The organism is Solibacillus sp. FSL K6-1126 (genome assembly GCF_038003445.1).
GTDB classification, from domain to species: Bacteria; Bacillota; Bacilli; order Bacillales_A; family Planococcaceae; genus Solibacillus; species Solibacillus silvestris.
On sequence record NZ_JBBOPD010000001.1, the window covers coordinates 2903882 to 2924836 of the forward strand.

General features: G+C 38.4%; 19 protein-coding genes. 1 reads left to right on the forward strand and 18 read right to left on the reverse strand.

The window, feature by feature from the left end:
• Positions 1–66 precede the first annotated feature (66 nt).
• The 15 genes from MHH44_RS14440 to MHH44_RS14510 all read right to left on the reverse strand — a co-directional run bounded on the left by MHH44_RS14440 (position 67) and on the right by MHH44_RS14510 (position 17064).
• Positions 67–531, reverse strand: a complete 465-nt coding sequence (locus MHH44_RS14440) for a DUF600 domain-containing protein (RefSeq protein ID WP_340798906.1) — start codon at positions 529–531, stop codon at positions 67–69.
• A gap of 10 nt (positions 532–541) precedes the next feature.
• Positions 542–1264 carry an AHH domain-containing protein gene (locus tag MHH44_RS14445; protein ID WP_340798907.1) on the reverse strand — a complete coding sequence of 241 codons (723 nt, stop codon included), beginning with the start codon at positions 1262–1264 and terminating at the stop codon, positions 542–544.
• Positions 1265–1276: 12 nt separating this feature from the next.
• The gene (locus tag MHH44_RS14450) at positions 1277–1831 is read right to left on the reverse strand and encodes a T6SS immunity protein Tdi1 domain-containing protein (RefSeq protein WP_339262605.1); all 555 of its coding nucleotides are present in this window, start codon (positions 1829–1831) and stop codon (positions 1277–1279) included.
• A 14-nt stretch (positions 1832–1845) separates the two neighbouring features.
• The gene (locus MHH44_RS14455) at positions 1846–3528 is read right to left on the reverse strand and encodes a T7SS effector LXG polymorphic toxin (RefSeq protein ID WP_340798908.1); all 1683 of its coding nucleotides are present in this window, start codon (positions 3526–3528) and stop codon (positions 1846–1848) included.
• A 47-nt stretch (positions 3529–3575) separates the two neighbouring features.
• Positions 3576–4025, reverse strand: coding sequence for a DUF5085 family protein (locus MHH44_RS14460; protein ID WP_014823208.1), 450 nt, complete (start codon positions 4023–4025; stop codon positions 3576–3578).
• Positions 4022–4471: a hypothetical protein gene (locus MHH44_RS14465; protein ID WP_008405095.1), complete on the reverse strand. Its 450-nt coding sequence runs from the start codon at positions 4469–4471 to the stop codon at positions 4022–4024. Before MHH44_RS14465 ends, MHH44_RS14460 begins: the two co-directional genes overlap by 4 nt.
• A 14-nt stretch (positions 4472–4485) precedes the next feature.
• On the reverse strand, positions 4486–5271 hold the full coding sequence (locus MHH44_RS14470) for an ABC transporter ATPase (protein ID WP_340798909.1): 786 nt from the start codon (positions 5269–5271) through the stop codon (positions 4486–4488).
• 22 nt (positions 5272–5293) lie between these two features.
• Positions 5294–6865, reverse strand: a complete 1572-nt coding sequence (locus MHH44_RS14475; protein ID WP_340798910.1) for a ribonuclease YeeF family protein — start codon at positions 6863–6865, stop codon at positions 5294–5296.
• The gene (locus tag MHH44_RS14480; protein ID WP_008405092.1) at positions 6865–7167 is read right to left on the reverse strand and encodes a YwqI/YxiC family protein; all 303 of its coding nucleotides are present in this window, start codon (positions 7165–7167) and stop codon (positions 6865–6867) included. Before MHH44_RS14480 ends, MHH44_RS14475 begins: the two co-directional genes overlap by 1 nt.
• Before the next feature lie 38 nt (positions 7168–7205).
• A complete protein-coding gene (gene essA / locus MHH44_RS14485) occupies positions 7206–7724 on the reverse strand; it encodes a type VII secretion protein EssA (RefSeq protein WP_340798911.1) in 519 nt (172 codons plus the stop codon).
• Positions 7714–10503 (reverse strand): type VII secretion protein EsaA, encoded by a 2790-nt coding sequence (gene esaA, locus MHH44_RS14490; protein ID WP_340798912.1) that lies wholly within the window; start codon positions 10501–10503, stop codon positions 7714–7716. Before esaA ends, essA begins: the two co-directional genes overlap by 11 nt.
• Positions 10500–14975, reverse strand: coding sequence for a type VII secretion protein EssC (gene essC / locus MHH44_RS14495; protein ID WP_340798913.1), 4476 nt, complete (start codon positions 14973–14975; stop codon positions 10500–10502). The genes esaA and essC overlap by 4 nt, the downstream gene beginning before the upstream one ends.
• A gap of 91 nt (positions 14976–15066) precedes the next feature.
• Complete coding sequence (gene essB / locus MHH44_RS14500) at positions 15067–16395, reverse strand: type VII secretion protein EssB (RefSeq protein ID WP_340798914.1); 1329 nt, start codon at positions 16393–16395, stop codon at positions 15067–15069.
• Positions 16396–16407: 12 nt separating this feature from the next.
• Entirely contained in the window at positions 16408–16647 is a 240-nt protein-coding gene (locus MHH44_RS14505) for an EsaB/YukD family protein (protein ID WP_008405084.1), read from the reverse strand.
• A gap of 123 nt (positions 16648–16770) precedes the next feature.
• Positions 16771–17064: a WXG100 family type VII secretion target gene (locus MHH44_RS14510; RefSeq protein ID WP_008405083.1), complete on the reverse strand. Its 294-nt coding sequence runs from the start codon at positions 17062–17064 to the stop codon at positions 16771–16773.
• 308 nt (positions 17065–17372) lie between these two features.
• Between MHH44_RS14510 and MHH44_RS14515 the strand changes: the two genes are divergently transcribed.
• Positions 17373–17714: a YwqH-like family protein gene (locus MHH44_RS14515; protein WP_014823200.1), complete on the forward strand. Its 342-nt coding sequence runs from the start codon at positions 17373–17375 to the stop codon at positions 17712–17714.
• A 78-nt stretch (positions 17715–17792) separates the two neighbouring features.
• On the opposite strand, the gene MHH44_RS14520 is transcribed toward MHH44_RS14515, so the two are convergent.
• The 3 genes from MHH44_RS14520 to MHH44_RS14530 all read right to left on the reverse strand — a co-directional run bounded on the left by MHH44_RS14520 (position 17793) and on the right by MHH44_RS14530 (position 20868).
• Entirely contained in the window at positions 17793–18851 is a 1059-nt protein-coding gene (locus MHH44_RS14520) for a YkvI family membrane protein (protein ID WP_008405079.1), read from the reverse strand.
• Positions 18852–19024: 173 nt separating this feature from the next.
• Positions 19025–19675, reverse strand: a complete 651-nt coding sequence (locus MHH44_RS14525; protein WP_008405078.1) for an SIMPL domain-containing protein — start codon at positions 19673–19675, stop codon at positions 19025–19027.
• Positions 19676–19920: 245 nt separating this feature from the next.
• Positions 19921–20868, reverse strand: a complete 948-nt coding sequence (locus MHH44_RS14530; RefSeq protein WP_340798916.1) for a sensor domain-containing diguanylate cyclase — start codon at positions 20866–20868, stop codon at positions 19921–19923.
• Between the last annotated feature and the right edge of the window lie 87 nt (positions 20869–20955).

Sequence of the window (20955 nt, forward strand, 5' to 3'; positions counted from 1 at the left end):
GGGCGCTAGGTATTCACCTAAAAAAGAAACCTTGAAAGGCATATAGCCAATCAAGGTCTTGTTTTACTAATTATTTCCCTTCACTTCTTCAAACCATAAATCAAAAATATCATCAGGTAATAGTTCGTCATCATTCGAATAAACTAACTCATATCTATATTTTCCTTTTAAGCTATTTTGTTTTACATTATAATAAAGTTTCATTTCTTTAGGCATATCTTTATTGAACTCTTCACATTTTTTATGAATATGCTTTAAATTTTGATTACCAATTCTTAGTGCAGCCTTCTGTCTTTCTCTAGAAACATCATAAACTTGATTGTGTGGACCATTCGATTTTTTTACAGTCTCCTTGAGTTGATGTTTATGAACAACCTTACCATTAATTTTATAGAAAAAATCAAACACATACATTTTGGGTTCATATGAGCAATAAATAAAGATTTCATCTGCTTTATTATCGACGTACTCTAAACAAATAGCCACCATATCTGTTTGTAATTCTGAAAAATAATCCTCAAATGCCTTCACATAAACACCCCTAATTCTCTATACTTGTATACCTCATACGACCATCTATTTCATATTCTATATCAAATCCGCTTGGTCTTAAACTATTTCCCTGAAGAGTAAACACATCCCTTTCAATTTCATTAACATTCTTAGTTAATTCTATTTGATTTAATCTTTTCTCTGCGTATTTGTTATATACTCGATGATATCCTTGATGTCTTGCCATCGGACTTATTTTAGCACTAGTTCGATTGCGTAAAAACACTCCATTGTTAGCATTATCCATATCCAATCCTACTTTTTCTATTACTGGATGATATTTAAATTCTTTAGGAATAATATGATGTGCCTGATAACCATCTTCTTTCACATCATCTACTTTTGGGGCTGTAGCGGAAAGCTTTTTTGCGATTTCTTTTTCTTTTTGCTTCATAAATGAAACGAAATTTGTTGAAACCATTGCACCGCTGAGCCCGAAAGTACCTAAAGGCTGTTGACCGGTTAGATAAAGACCCGAAAGTGTGTAAGGATTCGCTCCTCCGATTCCTCCAGGATTAAATAATGGATTCATATTAATCACTTGATCCAGCGATTGCGTTCGATAGGCCAGTGCAATCATTAACGGATTCTGACTAGCAAATGACTGCCATTGTTCTGCCGGGAAGTTAACATCGGTATGAATATTGAAAACATAAAAAAGCACTCGTCGCCTAATATAGACAATCAAGTGCTCATAGTTAACTCTAACCATATTTCCTGTACATTACTGCACTGGACCCATAAATTCAGTAATAATACGAATATGTTCCTTCAATTTGACTTTTTTTAGATTCTCTACTTTTTCTGCTCCACCTAAACCTAGTAAAGGAGTATAGCCAAAGCAGTCATCATACTCTGGTTCATTATATTTTTCTATTGCTTCTGGATAAGGAAGCCAATCTAAAGCCTTCTGTCTAAAAGCCTCTTCCTCTAAAAATCTTAGAAACAAGGAGTATTTTGAAGCTACAACTTTTGTTTTACCTTTTCGGTAGTTTATTGTTACAATATAGGATTCTTGATTTTCATCCTTTTCAAAAAGTATTAGATCACCCATGGATGTACTGAAAATAGGTATTGTCCCTTTACTTCTTAAATAAGACTCATTTACTAAAGAGCTGAATTCATCAGGGTTTATTATTTTTAAGTATCCATTCATAATTGTACCATACCCATATGATTTCCATACTTCAATTAAAGCTTCTGGGACCATATTCTTATATTTATTAATTGTATATTCCTCAACTTCACTTACTTTTTTAAAATCTTTAAATAAGCTCAAATTGTTAACCTCCTCTAATGTGTAAGCTTAACATTTAAATAAGTATTCTTTCGCTGATCAGATGTCATTGATTTAGTTAGTTCACCTATTTGTTCATCGACAATATCAATTCTATACTTCCATTGTGATCCAATTGATGAATTTATTCTTTTATCTCCCATACCACCAATATTTAGCGGTTTACCTCCAGCAATTTGGTCAGGATTATGGAGGGCTGCTTGCGATTTCAACCAACTATTTGCATTTTTCTCCGCTTCTTCCCATGACATACCATTTTCGAACAATTCTTCTATCTTTTTATTTAATGCTTTTTCTCGAGCTGCTTGTTGGGCAGCGTTACCTTCAATTGCACGCCCTTGTTCAATATACTTCTCACGATTTTTCAAATACTCATCAACTGTAAGTTCATTCATACCTTTTTCTTGGTCTTTCAATTGTCTTGCAAATTCTTCGGAGTCATGTTTATCATTTCTTTTAAAATTAACTTCAACTTCTTTTATTCTTGGTAAATGCTTCATATTCCCCTTACCAACAACCTCATCTACATCACTCTTCTTAACAACCGCACCCACATTACTATCTACAATTTTATCAATCGCTTTCGGGATTTTCAAAACTTTTCCTACTGGAATGAAGGATGCTACAGCAATTCCTTTATCTAGTAATGATGCATTTTTATCAGCTAGCGTGTTCACGTCGTCCAATATTAAGAAATCCAACAAGCCTTTTCCGACTTTTGTAGCGCCACTTCCGACATCTCCTAGGAAATTAAGAAAACCATTCCCCTCATCTTTCACATTATCTACTGTTGTGGCTGTAGTGGAAAGCTCTTTTACGATTTCTTTTTCTTTTTGCTTCATAAATGAAACGAAATTTGTTGAAACCATCGCACCGCTGAGACCGAAAGTAACTAAAGGCTGCTGACCATTTTGATAAAGACCAGGGAGAGTATATGGATTCGCTCCTCCTATTCCTCCAGGATTAAATAGTGGATTCATATTAATCACTTGATCCAACGATTGCGTACGATAAGCCAGTGCAAACATTAACGGATTCTGACTAGCGAATGACTGCCATTGTTCTGCCGGGAAGTTAACATCTGTTACCCCTTCTGTCATCATCGTTTCTATGTTGGTGATCCATGTTTTCATATGCATCAGGTCTGTTTGAATTGTCGTTAATGCATCTGTTTGGGATACGTCAAATTCAATGAGTTTTTCAACGGTTTCGTCCCGATGTCGTTTCGCGTCATGTACACCCAGATGGACTTCACTATCATCCAGTTTTGGCAAGTTCACGATATCTGACACTTGGTCCATGATATTATTGGCTTCATCTGTCAGCTCTTCCGTCACTTGTTTGGCTCGGTTTAAGCCTTGCTCGATTTCGCCTTCTAATGCTGCTTGGCGAATAAAGCCTGATGAATCCGGTTCAAGCGATGAAAGGGCTGTTTTCATCTCTTGAAGAACACTAGTAAAGCTATTTTTAAAGGTATTGAAAAATGTGAGGAATGGCAAATGGCAACTCTCGTAATATGCACGTAATGCTTCTCCACCTTGACCTTTTAGCGATTCTTCTAATTGTGTGAGACCTTGAACAGCACTTTCAATTTGTTTCATTTCACTTTCCAGGCGGGTTAACTGATTAACAGTTCTTTCAAGTCCTTGCTGAAACTCATTTACATCCAATACCTTCAATTTATCACCATCTTTTTATTCATTACGTTTGAATTGGCCTCCGTTTTTCACCTTACTCCGACACTCATTTCCACATATGTTGCCCCGGAATGACTGCGTTTGTATTCTACAAAGTAAGGGCTGCTCTGCGAGAAATTATGTTGTTGTATGTGCTCCGCCAGTTCCCAAAACTTTACTTGAGATTGTTCATCAAATTGATCGGTAATCCGCGTCATCAGCATGCCATTAATTGAAAAATAGCTTCTGAAATTAACATCTTCTTCAGAACTTATTTGCGAAATTTCATTCTCTTCGATCGGCCGGAAAATTTCAGCAGTCATAACGGATGCGGTCGGGTCACTGATAATAGAAAAAAACATGACATCGGCTGTATTGTATCCATGACTCGATAAAATTTGATCAAAATCTTGGAAAGCCAGATCAATTTCTTCCGGGACAAAATTATAATATTTTGAAGCTACATTTCTGTATGCAATTTGATGGTTTTCTATAATCATTGCACTTCGCTCCATTCTTTCAATGGGACATACAAATCAATGATATATTCTCCGTAAACATTTAACAGTACACAGATATATGAATCCTCTACGGAAAGATTTTCTGCTGCTGCATACGCTTTTACTTTCTCATAAGCAGTCCTGAAATCGAATTCTTCCTGTGCATGGCGCAATAACAGAGATTGATTCAATTGGTATTGATTTAAATAGGCGAAATCGGTAATCCCTTCTTCAAATTCGATTTCCGTATTAATCGGCATAAAATAAGTAAACAAACCTTCCCCATCTTCCTCTTCTTCAAACGAGAAAAGCACTGGCCCATTTTTATACACTTCATGATTTAACGGAAAATCTTCCATTACTTTTATTCCTTCAAGCCAGTTCTCTTTTTGATCTCTCACACGAAACATAATTAAATGATCGAAATGCAATCCGCGAATCTCCATATGATTGAGTCCCCCTAACTTTGTTTTACTTTTCTAGTATTTTTGGCTGCTCTTTCCGTGTTCAGATAACCGTTTATATCAAAGTTGAAGCTTTTAAATCTGATTTTGCAATAGAGTATAACAAGCTGCTCCGGCAATACGAAAATGAGTGTATAAAAAATACCGAATGGTAAAAAGACTAGCATGATTGTTTCAAATAAATCGGACGAACCTGTTTTCATGACAAATTGGATAAGAAAAACAAGCGCTGTACTGCCGATGACTGCAATTGGAATATACGATTTCGTTTCAAATTTCCCACGCATTTCCTCGTTTCTTGACCCTGCACGGTAATGACCTTTTTTTAGAAGTAAATAAAAGCGGATCCACGTAGCAATAAACAATACACCTGCAATTGAAAGTGTAATCCATGTTAAATTTAGTAGCGATTCAACTGTTGCAGCGTCCTGTTCCCCTAAAAGAAATAACGGGGCAAGGAATAAAAATACAGAAAAATTTTGTGTCACAATAATCGACAAGAAGTACTGCAGCTTCTCCATCTTATTAAAAACGACAGGAATAGCGAATAGAAGGGACAATAAAATAATGATTCCTGTAAGCCACATATGAATTGTTTTAATGCTTTCGAAATTTGGATAGATTGTGTATTTTCCTGCAATATTATAAGTTAGATAGAAAAACAGTGCCTGCAGGAAAATGCCTAATACAAGCACAGATGCCAACGAATTCGGACTTTGTCTACCAGACTCCAGCGGTCCTCGTAATACTGCGAAATCTTGTTCTGATAGTTTTTTTAGCATGCGGTGACTACCTCCATATTCATCAGTGGAACCAGCCTTTAATTTTATCCATGGCCGATTCCCCTGTTTTTTTGTCTTTTTTGTTAAGAAGCGTATTGGCGAAGATTCCGACTGCAACACCAACAGCAGTACCGACACCCGGAATTGGAACAGCGGCTGTGAATAATGCAACACTTGCAGCTTGTACCGCACCGCCCACCGCTGTATCGATTGCCGTATCCACTGTGGCACGTGTGTGGGCCTCGGCTCCTGTTAGCCCGTCATCTTTTGCATTATGGTAATTGCTGTAGTAGTTCAGACCGGCCGATACAGGGCCAAGTGCTTTTGTAAATCCTTTTGCAGCCCCATTGGTAAAAATCCCTTTTACATCTACAGCATCTTTGAATGACTTACCCGCACCTGCTACAGTAGCTTTACCAACCGTTTTGGCTTTTTCGGCAATGGTCGCTTGATCATTCCAGTATTTTAGCGATGAATGCTCTTTTAAGGCAGCTTCCCCAACTTTGGACCAGCCTGATTGTCCCTTTTTTTGCGTAGCAAACTTTAAAGTTGCCCGATTATTTGCCTGCTGCTGGTAATGTTTTGGTTTCCATGCTTTATTCCCTTTTGGCAATTTATAATTAAACTCGCGCATTGCTTTTGCATCCGGTGTTACACGTAAATAATGGAGGGCACGTTCACTGGCAAGCATACGGTATACATTTCGGCCTGTTCTCGCATCACGCACCAACTCCATTTTCAGTCCGCCGTTTTTCCCTGCCATGAACATGCCAAAGCTTTCAACTGCGCCATTGACCGCGGTATTAAATTTCTTTGCATTCCCTACATCTTCTTTATGTCCCATAACTGTTTCGTCTGCAGATGTGACATCGCCCGGTTTTTCCTCTACAGGCTCTTCTGTCACTTCTTCGACTGGATTTGTTCGGCTTGTTAAATTTGTTAAAAGGGCTGTCGTTGAAGCATATTGCGCCCAATGTTCAGCAGGGAAATTCACATCGGTCAACCCTTCTGTAATCATCGTTTCAAGGTCTTTAATCCAAGTACTCATCGCCGCCAGATCGCTTTCCACTCCTCCAAGCACAGCTGTTTGGCTATTGTCAAACATCATTAAATTTTCAATTGTTGTATCCCGATGGTTTTTGGCAGCCTGGATTTCGCTTTGTACTGCAGAATCATTGAGTTTCGGCAATGAAACAATATCTGCCACATAGTCCATAATTCCATTCGCTTCAGTTGTTAGGCCCTCCGCAGTTTCTTTCGCATTATTCAAACCTTGTTCAACACCCGTTTCAAGAAATGTTTGTTGAATATAGCCGCTTTGATCTGGTTCGAGGCTGGTTAACGCGGCTTCTGTTTGCTGAAGAACTTCCTGAAAACTGTTTTTAAATAGATAAAAAAATTGTAAAAAGGGCATGTGGCAATCTCGGTAAAATGTACGTATTGCATTCCCACCTTGCCCTTTTAAAGATTCCTCAAGCTGAATAAGTCCCTGTATCGATGTCTCAATTGTTTTCATTTCGGTATCAAGTCTAGTCAGCATGGTTATACTGCGCGCAAGACCGCTATGAAAGTTTTCTGCATCCAATACTTTCATTATTCCATCAGCCTCCCATGACTAGAAGCGGCACCGTTAATAGTTGTTGATATCCGCTGATCCTGCTCTTTTAAATATTGCACAGAATTTTCCGTTGTTTGAATATTATTTTGCAGCACAGCCTGGTAGCTTGTTAAAACCTGTTCCAATTGCAGCGACAGCTCGTTTAATTTTGTAACAACATCCAACATATTCCCTTCAATTGGCGATTCTGCTTTAGGTTTCAGTGTTGACGCAGCATTCTCCATTACTCCCAGCTGTTCTTCAACATCCGCATATACAACTTTCACTTCATTCGACATATTCCTTCTCTCCTTTCCGTTTGTTTGCTTCTTATGTGTTAGCTTTTATCACCCTGTACCATTTTCGGGACTAGCCATAACAAGACAACGAATATACAAGCTATCAAGAGACCAATATAGAAAAACTGCAGCCCATTGCTTTTGCTGTCGTCATCAGGAATCGATTCGGTTATTTTGGTTTTCACTATTTCTCTTTCATTTGAAAACAGACCATATTTCATCGAATCGTAAGCAATCGTTTTCCGTTCTTTAAAATCACTTACAAAAAGCTCTTCCTTTATTTTCTCGTTTCGTTCTGATACTTTTGGCTTGAAATCCAACTGTTTTTGCTCCTCACGGATATTTTTCCGGTTGTCCAGCAGGGATTCATTATGAAGGTACTCTTTGTTGTCTTTAAATTCTTTTTCTTTAAATTCATTGGGATTGAGGTTATTCAATTCAGTAGCTGCAGACACTTGCTTTGTCTCTAAATTTAACGGAAAGCCGGATTCAATTTCGAATCCGACTCCCATTAATATACTAAATCCAAAAACAACTGCTAATTTCCTACATTTCATAAATCGTTTCCTCATCTTGTTCGATTTTACGATTTTTAATTTTGCTTACAATGAGTGGTACAAGTGCAAAAACCCCAATGAGAAGTGCAAGCACAATACTTGCAGAAATAATCAGTGACTCCGGACCATATTGAATCGATAAGTACACCTTCGACATCGGATCCTCATAATCAATATTGGAAGCCAGAAGTGTTAGCATTGGTGTGACAAAGAATACAATTACTGCAACGGTTACAAACCACCCAATTAGCGGGCCCACTGAAAAGCCGGCAAAAATAATTGTGGAAACTGCTGTTAATAATAAAATTGTGAATATCGTCCACTCAATCGAGCTCGTTTCATTTAACGAATAAATATCCATTCCGTACATACTGATAATTAGTCCGACAATCAGATTAAGCAAAGCAAACAATGCAATGCGCACACTTCGTTTATTATTTTTTAAATAGTAGCAGAAGTAGCCGATTAATAGTCCGCTGACCAGAACAATTACGAGTACAATTACGGGCGGTATTTTATTTTCCTGCACGGAAGAATTCAAGCTTTTCGCCGCAAGCGGTGTTGATAAATGATTGTAGATATGACCGTTCCTTTGTCCATCGATAAATGCATTGTTAAGTACATCATGGATCGCGTTCCGGTACTTTTCTGTCGTCACCACATTTTCATTCCACTTGTAATTCAATTCCTCTGTATCTGCGTTGACGTTCTTCGCTTTTGATTCCAAGTCATTTGTAACCGAGATAATGTTGTCCTGGTTTGCCATAATACTGTTCATTGCATTACTCATCGCCATTAAGTTTTGACTGATGCTTTGCTGATTCGTGACAAGGCTGCTGCCGTCAGCTGGCGGCGTGGCAACTTCTTCAGATCCGGCAATAAAGGCATCAAGGCTTTGCTGCATACTGTCCGCACTTGTCTCAATTGCATCCAGCTGTGCAGAAATCGCTTCATAGTCTGCATCGACTTTTTCCATATACGTCAGGAAGAAAGAATTAACTCCTTTTTCCAAAGTTGCTAATTGGTTTTGTGAAGCGGGAACGTCCATTTGCAATTCATCTAAAATTGTCGTTCCCCGATCATTGATGCCTAAAATCGTATTGACATGCGATGAAATCTCCTTGAAGTTGGATTCTTCGCTTAAGTTCGTTTGCACGACCGCTTCATACTGGGCCAGTGCACCGTAATATTCCATCAGCTTAGTCGTATTGTTACTTCCGATAGATTTCGAGAAAACATTTTTCAGACGCTCTATTTTACCGTTATTCATCATAGGCAGCGCCATAATTTCCGCTTCTTTACGCTCGATTTCTTCGATTACGGCTGTTGCATTTTCAAAGGTTGGTTTTTTTTCAACTACTGTCTCTTTAACCAATTCACTTTGAGATTGTACAAATTGTTCCTGCAATTGTTTTTCCTGCTGTTGTATATGCTGGATATTTGCTTCAATTGTTGTCATCTGTGATGAAATTTGTGTAAGCTTTTCGTTTACTGCTGCAGTAGCACTTGCATTAACTGCGGATTCCGGTGTCGTTTCGCCCGAATTTACCGCTGTAGCACCCACTTCCTGTTTCAGTGAATTCATGTTCTGGACTAAGCCGAGCAGTTTTTCGCGTTCCGAATCAAGCGCTGTAATTTTTGATGAAGCGATAAAGTTATTTGTATTGTCTGTAACTTTGCCGCTACCATTTTTCGCTTGTATTGTCGGATCTGCTGAAGGGGTACTAGCATCAAGCTGATTCTTTAGACCAATCACTTGATTTTCGTATTGCACTAATAGCTCCCCTTCTACTTGCTTCAGTAGGCTGATAATCTCATTACGCTGAACGACTACTTCATCCGATAAATTTTTAACATTATCTTTATTTTTGGCCAGCTGATTCTCCAATTTTTGTACATCGGAATTGAACTTTTCATTATGCTCCATTAAATACGATTTCACTTCCACATAGCGGGGGTCATGCTCACTTTTCAGCGCGATGATTGAGGCCGTATTTGCATTTTGCAACGGTTGTAAAAGCTGCGGCTGTGTACTGTGATACTCTCGATATGTATCCACATAGGTAATAAATTGTGCCAGCAGCCCTTCAAATTCACCTGCGTTTTCGATATTTCCCTCAATCGGAGTGTCTTTAACAGTGGCAGCCAAATTATCGAGCAGGCTCTTTTGACTTTCAATATCACCAACCACGCTTGCTAAATTCGGCCGATAAAAGTTGGAAATCGTATTTAAAAACTCCATCTCTTTTTGAAGAATCGTATCAAATTCATTTCGTACTTTCTCCAAATCCTGAGATACATAACTCCAGTATAATGTTGCGACTTTCCCGTTAACTCTTGCAGTTGCATTGTCAATTTCTCGCAATACTTTTTCACGGTTTGCCGCGTTCAGCTGACCGGAAACAGTATACTTAAACTCCGCTTTTACCGGCTGTTGCTCTTCATATGTCATGATGTTTTCCGAGAAATTCGAAGGGATATATACGACCGCATCGTACTCTCGATCTGTCAGCCCTTTTTCGGCTGCGCTTCTGCTGACAACAGACCATTCATATTCGGAATCCGTCGATAGAATCGGCTGCACTTCTTTTCCGAATTCCAGTGAACTTTCTTCTTTTTTTGAACCTGTATCTTCATTGACAACCGCGACTTTTTTCGTTCCATTCGATGAATCGAAAAACGGATTTTCTCCGATTGCCATAAAATAAAGGACAGGTGCTCCTACTATCAAAATCATGACGATTATGATTTTTAACATGAGCTTTTTTTGAGCCGTCATGAATAGATCTTCCTTTCACTATCAAAAAGTGGTATTTGGATTTTCGTTTCTTTATTGTTTAGGACATAATAGCCAAACCCTGCTTGTATCTCTTCTTCTTTACGGTCATAAGGAAGCGTGTACAATGTTTGATCAGATTTTTTCATTAATAGAACTGCCTGGCGAATTTGCTTCACTTCCGTAGTTAACACATCGTATCCCTTCGTTAAATTTGTAGAATTTCCTGATGCGATGAAGTTGAACCCTAAATAGCCAGCATTTTTCATCAACTTTGTAATCCGTTCCTGCAATTTTGCATCAATGCCCGAATTGAAACGGGCATAATCATCGACAACCAGCAAAATTGGTGTAAACTGCAAAGTTTTGCGCTCAGCTATCGCCGAATTGGCATAAGTCATCTCACGTATTGAAAGCTGCCCTTCTATTTGCGTTATCCATTCTTCCACATCATCTTTAGATTCCAAATACGAAATCGATTCATTGTCGGTAAACATAGCCAGACTTCTGTCAAACGAATCAAAAACGCCGATATGCAGGACGTTGTTCTCTACTGCATTCGTCAACAATACTTTAAGCACATTTGTTTTTCCTTTTTGGGCTTGTCCCATAATCAGAAGGTGCTTGTTCGTCAGGAAATTCACTACGACAGGTCGAACAAATTCTTCATCCAGACCTATCGGATATAAATGCTGCTGACCCATTAATCCGCTGTATTCAGCTAATTGTTTCACGGTTAAATTAGTTGGAAGCATTGGAATCGGTGATGGTCCAATATGATCCTTATACTTTTCTTTTAATATCTTTACAGTTTCTTTAATACCTTCAATTACTTCGAAATCATTATCCCCGTTTGCCGGCAACAGAAGTTGCGAGAAGTTTGCTTCGTCTTTTTTAATAATTGCCCGACCCGGTATTGCTTCAGGTACTAAAGCGGTTTTCCCGAGGATTGTATAGGCTTCACTATGATCCATTAAATAATGGACAATTTTCGTCTTGAGGTTGTTCATGACCGCTTGACGAATCGAAGAAATACGGGTCGCCGTGAAAATCATATAAATGCCTAAAGACTGTCCATCCCGGACAAATTGGTTGAAGTATGTTTCCATATCCGGCATTTCATCTTTAATGAAATCAAAATTTTCTACAACAACAAAGATAAGTGGCAGCTTATTATCTGCAATGCGGTTATAAAGCTTGATATTGCCTACTTCCAGTTGCTGAAGCAGCTGTTTTCTTCTTGCAATTTCATCTCGAACCATTCGCATAAATTTATCCATTTTGCGCCCTTCTTCCATTAAGAAGAAATCAGCTGTATGCGGAAGTTGTTTTAATGGCAGCAATGAACCGTTCCCAAAATCCATCAAGTAATAATGGACTTCCTCAGGACTGTAATTTTCCGCAATATTTAATAATAATGTCAGCACGGTAGTTGATTTGCCGTAACCAGTTGAACCAAAAATACCTAAGTTCCCGTCTTCCATCACGCGATAATAATATGGCGATTGACTTTGTTTTTCCGGTTCATCGACGAAGGCCATTGCAATATGTTCCTGAATTTCTGATGTAATGCCGTTTTTGTGCAATCGTTCTGCAAGTGGAGGCAGCCAAGGACTTTTCAGCTTTTCGATGTTGTACATTTCCTGGGTTTCTTTAATTTTGTCTACGATTGCTTCGATTTCGGAAAGCCCTTTTTGTTTACTTTCTTTTGCGGCTATATTTGATAATGGGATCAACCCTAAATCTGTTACAATTGCAACTTCATCTTCCCCGCCAATGTGCTCGGATTGATATGGAGCACCACTCCATGCTGATTGGAATAAGTCGTAAACTTCATTGTTGCCAACTTGCAAGTAGCCCCTGCCGGTAACAGTGATGGATGCGGCATCGGCGTTTTTAAGAATTTCCTTACTGTCGTTTGCATCCTGAACCTTTAATGCCACTTTGAAGCGGGCATTACTCCATATTTGATCATCTATGACCCCGCCTGGCTTTTGTGTTGCCAAAATCAGATGTACTCCCAGGCTACGTCCGATACGAGCCGCGCTCACCAATTCACGAATGAAATCAGGTTCTTCATTTTTCAGCTCCGCAAACTCATCCGAAATCAAAAACAGATGCGGCAGAGGTTCTTCAGCAAGTTGTAGCTTTACTAATCCTGTATAGTCATTAATATGGGTCACGTTATAGCGGTCAAAAAGACGTTGACGACGCTTCAGTTCACTGCGGATCGAGGCAAGTGCCCGATTCGTAAAGTTCACGCTACCTTCAATATTGGTGATTGTCCCTAGAAGATGCGGTAATGTTCTAAACGGCTGCGCCATCCCTCCGCCTTTATAGTCAATCAGCAGGAATGCAACTTCATGGGGATGAAAATGAACAGACAATGATAAAATATAGGTCTGCAGAAATTCACTTTTCCCTGACCCTGTTGTACCGGCTAATAGTCCATGAGGTCCATGTGCTTTCTCATGAAGATTCAGATACATAAGATCATCTTTTCCCTTCAGGCCAATTGGTACAGCAAGGGACTTGGAGGATTCATTTTCCATCCAGCGATCGCCAATTTGAAGTTCATCGGCTTCTTTCACATCCATCATTTCAAGGAACGTTACACTTTCAGGAATTGAATTTGTCATCCCTGTCTGATGATCCAGTGTCCTTAATAGTCGGGCAAAATGTTCATTATTATCCTGACGGTGGGAATCAAGTTTAAACGGAATATTTACCGCTTTTTTATCCTGAATTAATATGTCGCCTTCTGTATCATTTAAGTATCGAACAAGAGTATGAATATTGTCCGACAAACTTTCCTTTGCATCTGCTGCAAAAATGACTGAGATGTCCAAGTCTTTATGTTCACCTTCAAGATATTCCAAAATGACATGATCAGATATTAACTGCTGGTTTGTAATGATGAAAACAAGATGCGGAGTAAAACGGAGATTTTCTTTGTTCTCCTTAATATCGCGCTCGCGAATCATTTCATAAATCGTTGACAGCAGCTGATCCCGGGTTTTCTCGTTATAGATGAACCCGCGTGCATACATATTAGGAATATTGAAATGCGGCAGCCACTTCATCCATTCAACGTTCTCATAATCAGCTTCATCAAAAATAAAAACAAAGCGCAAATCATGATAGCTGTGGAAAAATGCAAGCTGGCCTATAATCTGGTGAATTTCCTTTTTTACAATTCGCTCTTTCCCGATTAGTCCAATCGGTCCTTTTGCCAAATTCGCTATAACAGGGACATCTGAAATCTCTTTGTATACTTTTTCAAGTTTTTGGGATTGTTCGATTAGATCGTCCATTTCGCGATTGGCCATATCATTCGAGTTCAAGGCAATGGTAAAGCTAGAAGGAACGATTCCTGTTCCTAAACGTAATTGCAGAAAATCATTACTTTCCAAGGAACGTTCCCAAATCCGGTCGGAAATCTGATTCGTCAAATATTTCATACGCTCAAATTTAGGAAAGTGAAACTCCATTGTAAAGCGCTGTTTTTCGGACAGCTGTTGCAACTCTTGCCGTTTGTTTTCCAAATAGGCCGTATAGATACGAATACGTCTTTCTTTCTTGCGCTTTTCATTGCCACGGTCTTTAAAATACTGCACGGTTGATGTAATGAGCGTCATGACGAACATGACCATCGTAATCAGTATAAAAATGCCGCGTGGTTGAATAACCGCGACAATCCCCATCACAATCAGCATGACAAGCGGCGGTAAAATGATGAGCCATAAACCACGGTTTGACGGGTCGTTCTCCTGTGAAGGAAATGACAGTGAAATCTTTTCTTTCGGCAGTTCATAGACCATTCTTGGCGTTCTTCTGTATATCGGGTATTTCTTTTTCATTTCCGATTCAGGTTCACTGATAACCGAAAATCTTGTTTCAAACTTTTCAAAGCTCGTCACTTCCAGAACATCCTCTTCCACTAGACGAAAGAAAATAAATGGTGTAAAAATCAAGTCTCCGATTTGGATTTCCTTAGTTGACTGCTTTTTTTGTCCATTTATGTAGAGCATAGTATTTTCCGGAAGTTCAGCAATCCATTGTTGCCCCACCTTCAGCAGTGAAAAAGACTGCTGCTGGATTTCAGCTTCAGATTGCCAAACAACGTCTGCCTGACCGTCTATTGTAGAAAGAGAAATTTCCGTTCTATTCCCTACAAAATACGTCTCACTTGTAGGTCTTGAAAGAAAGAGAATGATTTTCAGCATTTTTTTGCCGGTACTGTCTTTCCACTCAAAAAATTGCTTAGGATTCACTTTTCCAAGCTGGCTTCCATTCTGTTTTACCGTAAAACCAAAGGAATCCTCGGTAATCTGGAGCGGGCCATCTGTAAATGGAATGCTTTGAATTGTTACAGTATCAGATGAATTATTCCCTACTGTAATGGAATTCTTTTTTAGTTGATTTAAATCTATGGACTGATAATAGTTGTCATAGAAAAATATAAGTGTACTCATCAAATCACCTTCTATTAGGGATTTCCTAATCATGTAATGTTTTTTTCGAAAGTGTTTTTACAATTTTCGGTTTGAAGAACATTAACTGAAGTTATTCGGCTCCCGCTTCCTTAGTTTTTTCCGGCTGGGCAGTCTTCTCCGCTTTTGCTTCGTTCGTACTTTCAGGAACTGTATTTTTTTCTTCTGCTTTTTCCTGCTCTTGCTTTGAAACGGGATTTTTTCCGTCATCTGTATTCACATCTTCAGATTCCAGCGCTTCTTTTAATTCTTCAAGCTGTTTTGTCACTTCGTTTATTTCTGTTTGAACTTTGTCAAGCAGCTGTTCGCGCTCTTCGCCGTCTAATTCTCGGTCAGCCTTGATCGATTCTTCATAATGCAACAGCGCAAGCATAATCAAATCTAAATCTTCCAATTGCCGCGCCACCGTTAACGCTTCCTCTGCCTGTCCCCTGCCAATGTAAATCCAGTACTTAAAATAATCCGGATCTGTTTGCAGTGTAATGGTCTTTAAGACGTTTTCCTTTTGCTCTTCCGTCAAAGTTTCATTAACAATGTAGGCAAGCGATAACTCGTACTGAATCACGTTAGGCATTTTTTCAACGTCATACTGTGCAAGCTGATCGATAATTTCACTGTAATTTCCTTGGATGTACGGTGCTTGTACAGCTACATACGCTTCTTGTTGCGGCTGTATTACGAGAGCTGCGTATCCGGTATAGATTCCTAACGGCAATAACACTAATAGAAGCCCAATCAGACTATACCTCACCCAGTTCCATTTTGTTTTTGCAATTTTTGTATATTTTTTCTCTTCTTTTTCCAGCAGCTGCAGCTGATCTTGGATGGTGGTCAAAAGTTCTTGTTCGTCTTTCGCTTCCATTATTTTTACTGCCACCGGACTTAATTCAATTGACTTGGAGAACTGAATATATTGGTCAAACTTATATTTTGGCTGTACCGCGGCGGCAATGATTGCTTTTGTTTCAGCCCAAAGTCGTTCCTTATTTCTTTCATAAGGAGGGATACTCTCTTTTACTCCATAATGCAGAAAATAAGCGGTCAAACTTTCATCTATGAGAATATTTTCAGGACAAACAATGAGATGAAGCCGGTTTGACTGGTGTAGCATGATAAACCTTAATACCTTTGATGCAAACATCCATCGACTTCTTTCATCTAATGTTCGTAATTTACCGAATGTCATAAAGTTCGGTTCTTTTTTATATGTAAAAATTAATTCATCTTCTGTTAACGTGATGTTTTTCTCAATGAAAAGATTGTTTTCTTGCAATAACGTAATTTCCAGTTCATTGGCTAATTTAATTTTTTCACGTTGAAACGTTATTACAATCTTGTCCTGTTCAAACTTGAGGGCCGCCTCTAACTGTTTTTCTAAATAGGATGTTTTTTTATCTGTCATCTCCATGACTCCTCACAAAATTTCTAATCGATCACCTGTTGTGATGCCACTGTTCACCAGGAGGTCATTCCCGGATAAAACTCGTTGCTTATTTGTATTTCGTACCCAGAACCCTTCTTTCGGTGGATAGGGAATCGACTTTACCTGCCAAACGATTTCAATTAACTCTTTGACGGAATAGGAGTTTGATAGACGAAGATCGAAGCACTCCCCGTTATACTGTTTTAAATCAATTGAAACTTCTATGTACATATCCTTCACCTCAACACATCTTCTGCAACATAGCGATAAACTTGGTCAAATCGGTCAGCAAAAACAAAAAGAGCGCCTTCATCCGAATATGACGCTCTTTGAAAACTTAAACACCGATGAAATTTAGCCGCGAATTTGTCCTGCAATTTGACGATCTGCATCTGCAAGAGCATGTGCAGTATTTTTCAGTTGTACTGAAACATCCTGTAAAAGTCGTTGCATATCTTGAATTGATGGACGTAAAGTTGCATATTGATCCGCGAATGCGCGACTTGATTCACCTTCCCACATTGACTGCAGTTCCTGAATCATGTTATCTAAACGCGAAATTTGTTCTTCTACTTGAGCACTTTCACTCCCATAGCGATTCGACATTGCCTCTAGTTCTGCTGGGGTAACACGAATAATTCCTGACATGAAGTTCTCTCCTTTTTGGCATTATTAAATTTCGCAATCAAATTCACAAAATTTAACAATCCTCATTTTCAATCTCATTCTATAGAACCTTCGCAAATAAGGTCAATAAGAATATAGCAAAAGAGGAATTTTATACTAATTTTTTTGGAATAAAATAAGCAAAGTATATCATTTTATGTTATTTTCTTTGTGATATATTTAAGTGGTATTATATTATAGTTCCTACAATTTGCTATAAAACCAATTATTTACTCTATATAGGTACCCATATTTCAAAAGACTAAACCAATTAATTGAGAGGTGATAGAATGTCTTTAGCGTACTGGTATGCTCTGTTAAATAAAAAGCAAAATGATTTGAACCGTTTACAAACGTGCAATGGTCAATTAACCGGAAAGCAAAGTGAGTTCTCAAGCAATCAGCATCTGATGACAAAGCCAGAACTTACTTCAGCTACATGGAAAGGGACTTTAGCTGCACGATTCGATGACATCCGAATCGACGGTATTGTCGCTAGCTATGAAGAAATCCAAAATACTCAATTTTCCAGAACCTTTTCAACATTAACTGATAAAATGGAGCAAATCCGTCTGGAGATTGAGTCAATCCGCGCTACGATTGCGCGTCTTGAAGCGGAAGAGAACAATTGATAAGTTCGTTATAGGCGGAATGACGAAGAATTTTATGAAAAAAGAAGGATGAATCTTTAGCATAGAATTTTTCGTCATTCAAGTTACCTTCCGACCACTCGATTTGAATATTGCTGAAATCATGATAAAAAGAATCAGAACTATTCCTAAATACCCCATGATGACATACAATTTACTGATCAAAGTTGTAAAACCGACTAAGCTAATCGCAAAGCCAACAATACAAAGTAGATTGATAACGACCTTAAATGCAAAACGGTCCTGTTTTACTATTCGGACAGCCAGTATATAAAGAGTTCCTACAGCGGTACTGTAAATCATGGCTAACAGCACAAAGGACATGATGATACCAACTGTAGGATGAATTTGTTTTGCAAGTTCCAGTGTCGGCATTTCGACTCCGGCCACAATATCCATTTTGGCAAATAAAGCTACATTAATTAGTAAAATGAGTAACCCTAGTATGATGCCTCCTAACGCGCCGCCTCTTCTAGCAACCTTTCTATTCGTTGCCGTTCCCCCCATTACAATAAGCATTGCCGCACCTGCCGCAATATTATAAGAAACATATATAACGGCGCTGGAAAACCAATGTGGTGATGCAGAAGGCTGGCTTTTCGCGATTACATTCAGCTCGCTCACTGAATATTCCATCGTAAACAATGAATAAATTAATAGAATAAATATGATTCCGAGTAAATATGGCATAAGAGCCGCCAGCATTTTAATGATACTTTCCGCATTAAGCATCAGTGTAATTACAACAAGTATTGCCATAAACAAGCTTCCTATCGAGGCATCCACACTGTACATCTGATTAAAAGTAGAGCCTGCCCCAGCCAGCATAACCACCGCAATGCCGAACAGCACAAAGGAAATCAGCTGGTCGAGTACCGGACCAAAAAAACGTCCGCCGATAAATTGAATTCCTTCCTTATGGGAAGTCGTCTGTAAATCGGAACCAATCTGAGCAAGCGTCATCCCCAACATCGTAAAAATAATCGTCGCTGCAATACATCCAAACACACTCATTAATCCAAAGCTTGTAAAGTACTGCATAATCTCCTGTCCTGAAGCAAAGCCTGCACCGACAACTAAACTGACAAACGCCCCTGCAATTTGAATACTCTTTTTCAATTCGCACCTTCTTTATATTTCTATTTATCATAGATACTTTATGTACAGGCAGGTAGAAAACATGCTTGAATATAAAAAGAAGAGAATTTAGGATGAAAATCACCGTAATAAAAAATACTTTAACCGCTATTTTTCTGGACGGTTAAAGTATTATAGAATGAAATATAATTTTTCTAATAACTAAACTTTACACGAACTGATGCGCTTACTGTCATTGTTCCAGGTTCTATCGGTGTCACTACCTGTCGGCTGCTTAACTGCATCGCTTTGTACGGAATCGGAGTGATCGTTTGCTCTTCTATTATTTCCACCGGCACCGTGTGTAATGTGACGCGCATCGTTTTAGCCATAGCTGTTGCTTTTCCCACGGCATCGATCAGAGCAAACTGAAGTGCCTGACGATAGTAAACATCTGTATCCATTATTTTAAACTCGATAGCGGATACATGGTTTGCTCCATTTCGAATTGCCGTATCAATTACCGTACCTACTTGACCAATATCCGCTATTTTTACTGTTATGGCGTTTTGAACCTCGTAGCCCCTTAGCACCTGTCTTCCATCTATGAAATCATACGTTGGAAAGATATTGTAAGCAGTCGTCTGAATGGATTCTTGGGGAATATTTAAAGCCCTTAGTGAATCAATCACACGAGTCATAATAACCGCATTTTCCCGCTGAATCGTGCTGACATTTTCGCCTTGCGTTCGAACTTCGATTTGCACTTGCGCATAATCAGGCTGAGCAATAATTTCACCATTCCCAGTAACAGTCAATTCCCGTATACTGGCGACTGGTTGAAACATCATTTGTGGGTGATACAAGAGCTTCCACCTTTCTTATAGCCGGTTTCTGTTATACTATGCACTTCATTCCTTGGAGTTGTGTAAAGATGTGTGTGAGTTGCAACAACCAAACAGTCCCTCAACCTACATCAACATTTTATTATTCAATAGAAAAGTTCAAAGCATAAAGCTCGATTAACTGATAGCGTTTCCTCTGCACTGAATTTAGTCATAAAAAAATACACCTCCAATTGAGATGTTTCTGACAATTGAGGTGCAGTTCATTAAGCTTCAAAAAATTTATAAGTGTTCTTACCCGCCAATTTTGCTTGATATAGAGCTTTGTCCGCATGTTTTAGAATCGTTTCCAGAGCAGATGTATCTTCTGCCCTATAATGGACTATGCCAAGACTTGCGGAAAGTTGATATTCGTTATCCCATGTATTGAGATACTCAAGAAGTATTTCAGCCTGTTTGGCAGTTTCTTCTTTAGAAGAAATATGAGGTAAATTTATAATAAATTCATCTCCTCCCAACCTCACTGCAAATACATTTTCGTGATGTTTTATAAATTTTTTTATTTTAGAAGATACACTTTTTAAAATTTGATCCCCTGCATCATGGCCATACAGATCATTTATTTTTTTAAACCCATCCAAATCAAGAAAGAATAAAGTCCCTCCTAATTCTGAATATTCCTTGAAAAACGCGAAAAGAAACTCTCTATTGTAAAGTCCTGTCAAAGAATCTTTATAGGCCAGTTTTTCCAACATTAAATAATATGAAAACATCTTCGCTACCTTTTGAAGCAAACTGATGCTTTTTGTATCAAAATGAGCAGCATCATGATGTACCACACATAATGTGCCAAACTTTTCCCCATTTGTAAGGGAAATTGGGATACCCAAATAGGAATTAATATTAATTTTTTCGCTTATTTTTTTCAGCTCTTCAAAATCCGTTTCTTTACTGATATCTTCATATATTAACGGTTGATTATTTTCAAAATCAATTTGATTACAAGCCGTTTGATTAAGCTTAATTGCCATTCCTTCAGATAATAAAATATGTGAATCTGCATTTGAAAGCCGAAGAATAACTTGCTCATTTTCGGTGAATGAACTTAAATAAATCAGTTTGTCAGGCATAATTTCTTTAGCTAGTTCTAATACATCACTGGCGAGTTCATTAAAATTTTGATACATCTGTAATTCTTGCATTGGTATCACCATGAAATTACCTCCATTCCAGAATATCCGTTTGAAGTTATAGATTATGGAAACATTCAAAGTTTTTATAGTAAAGATTTATTATCTTCC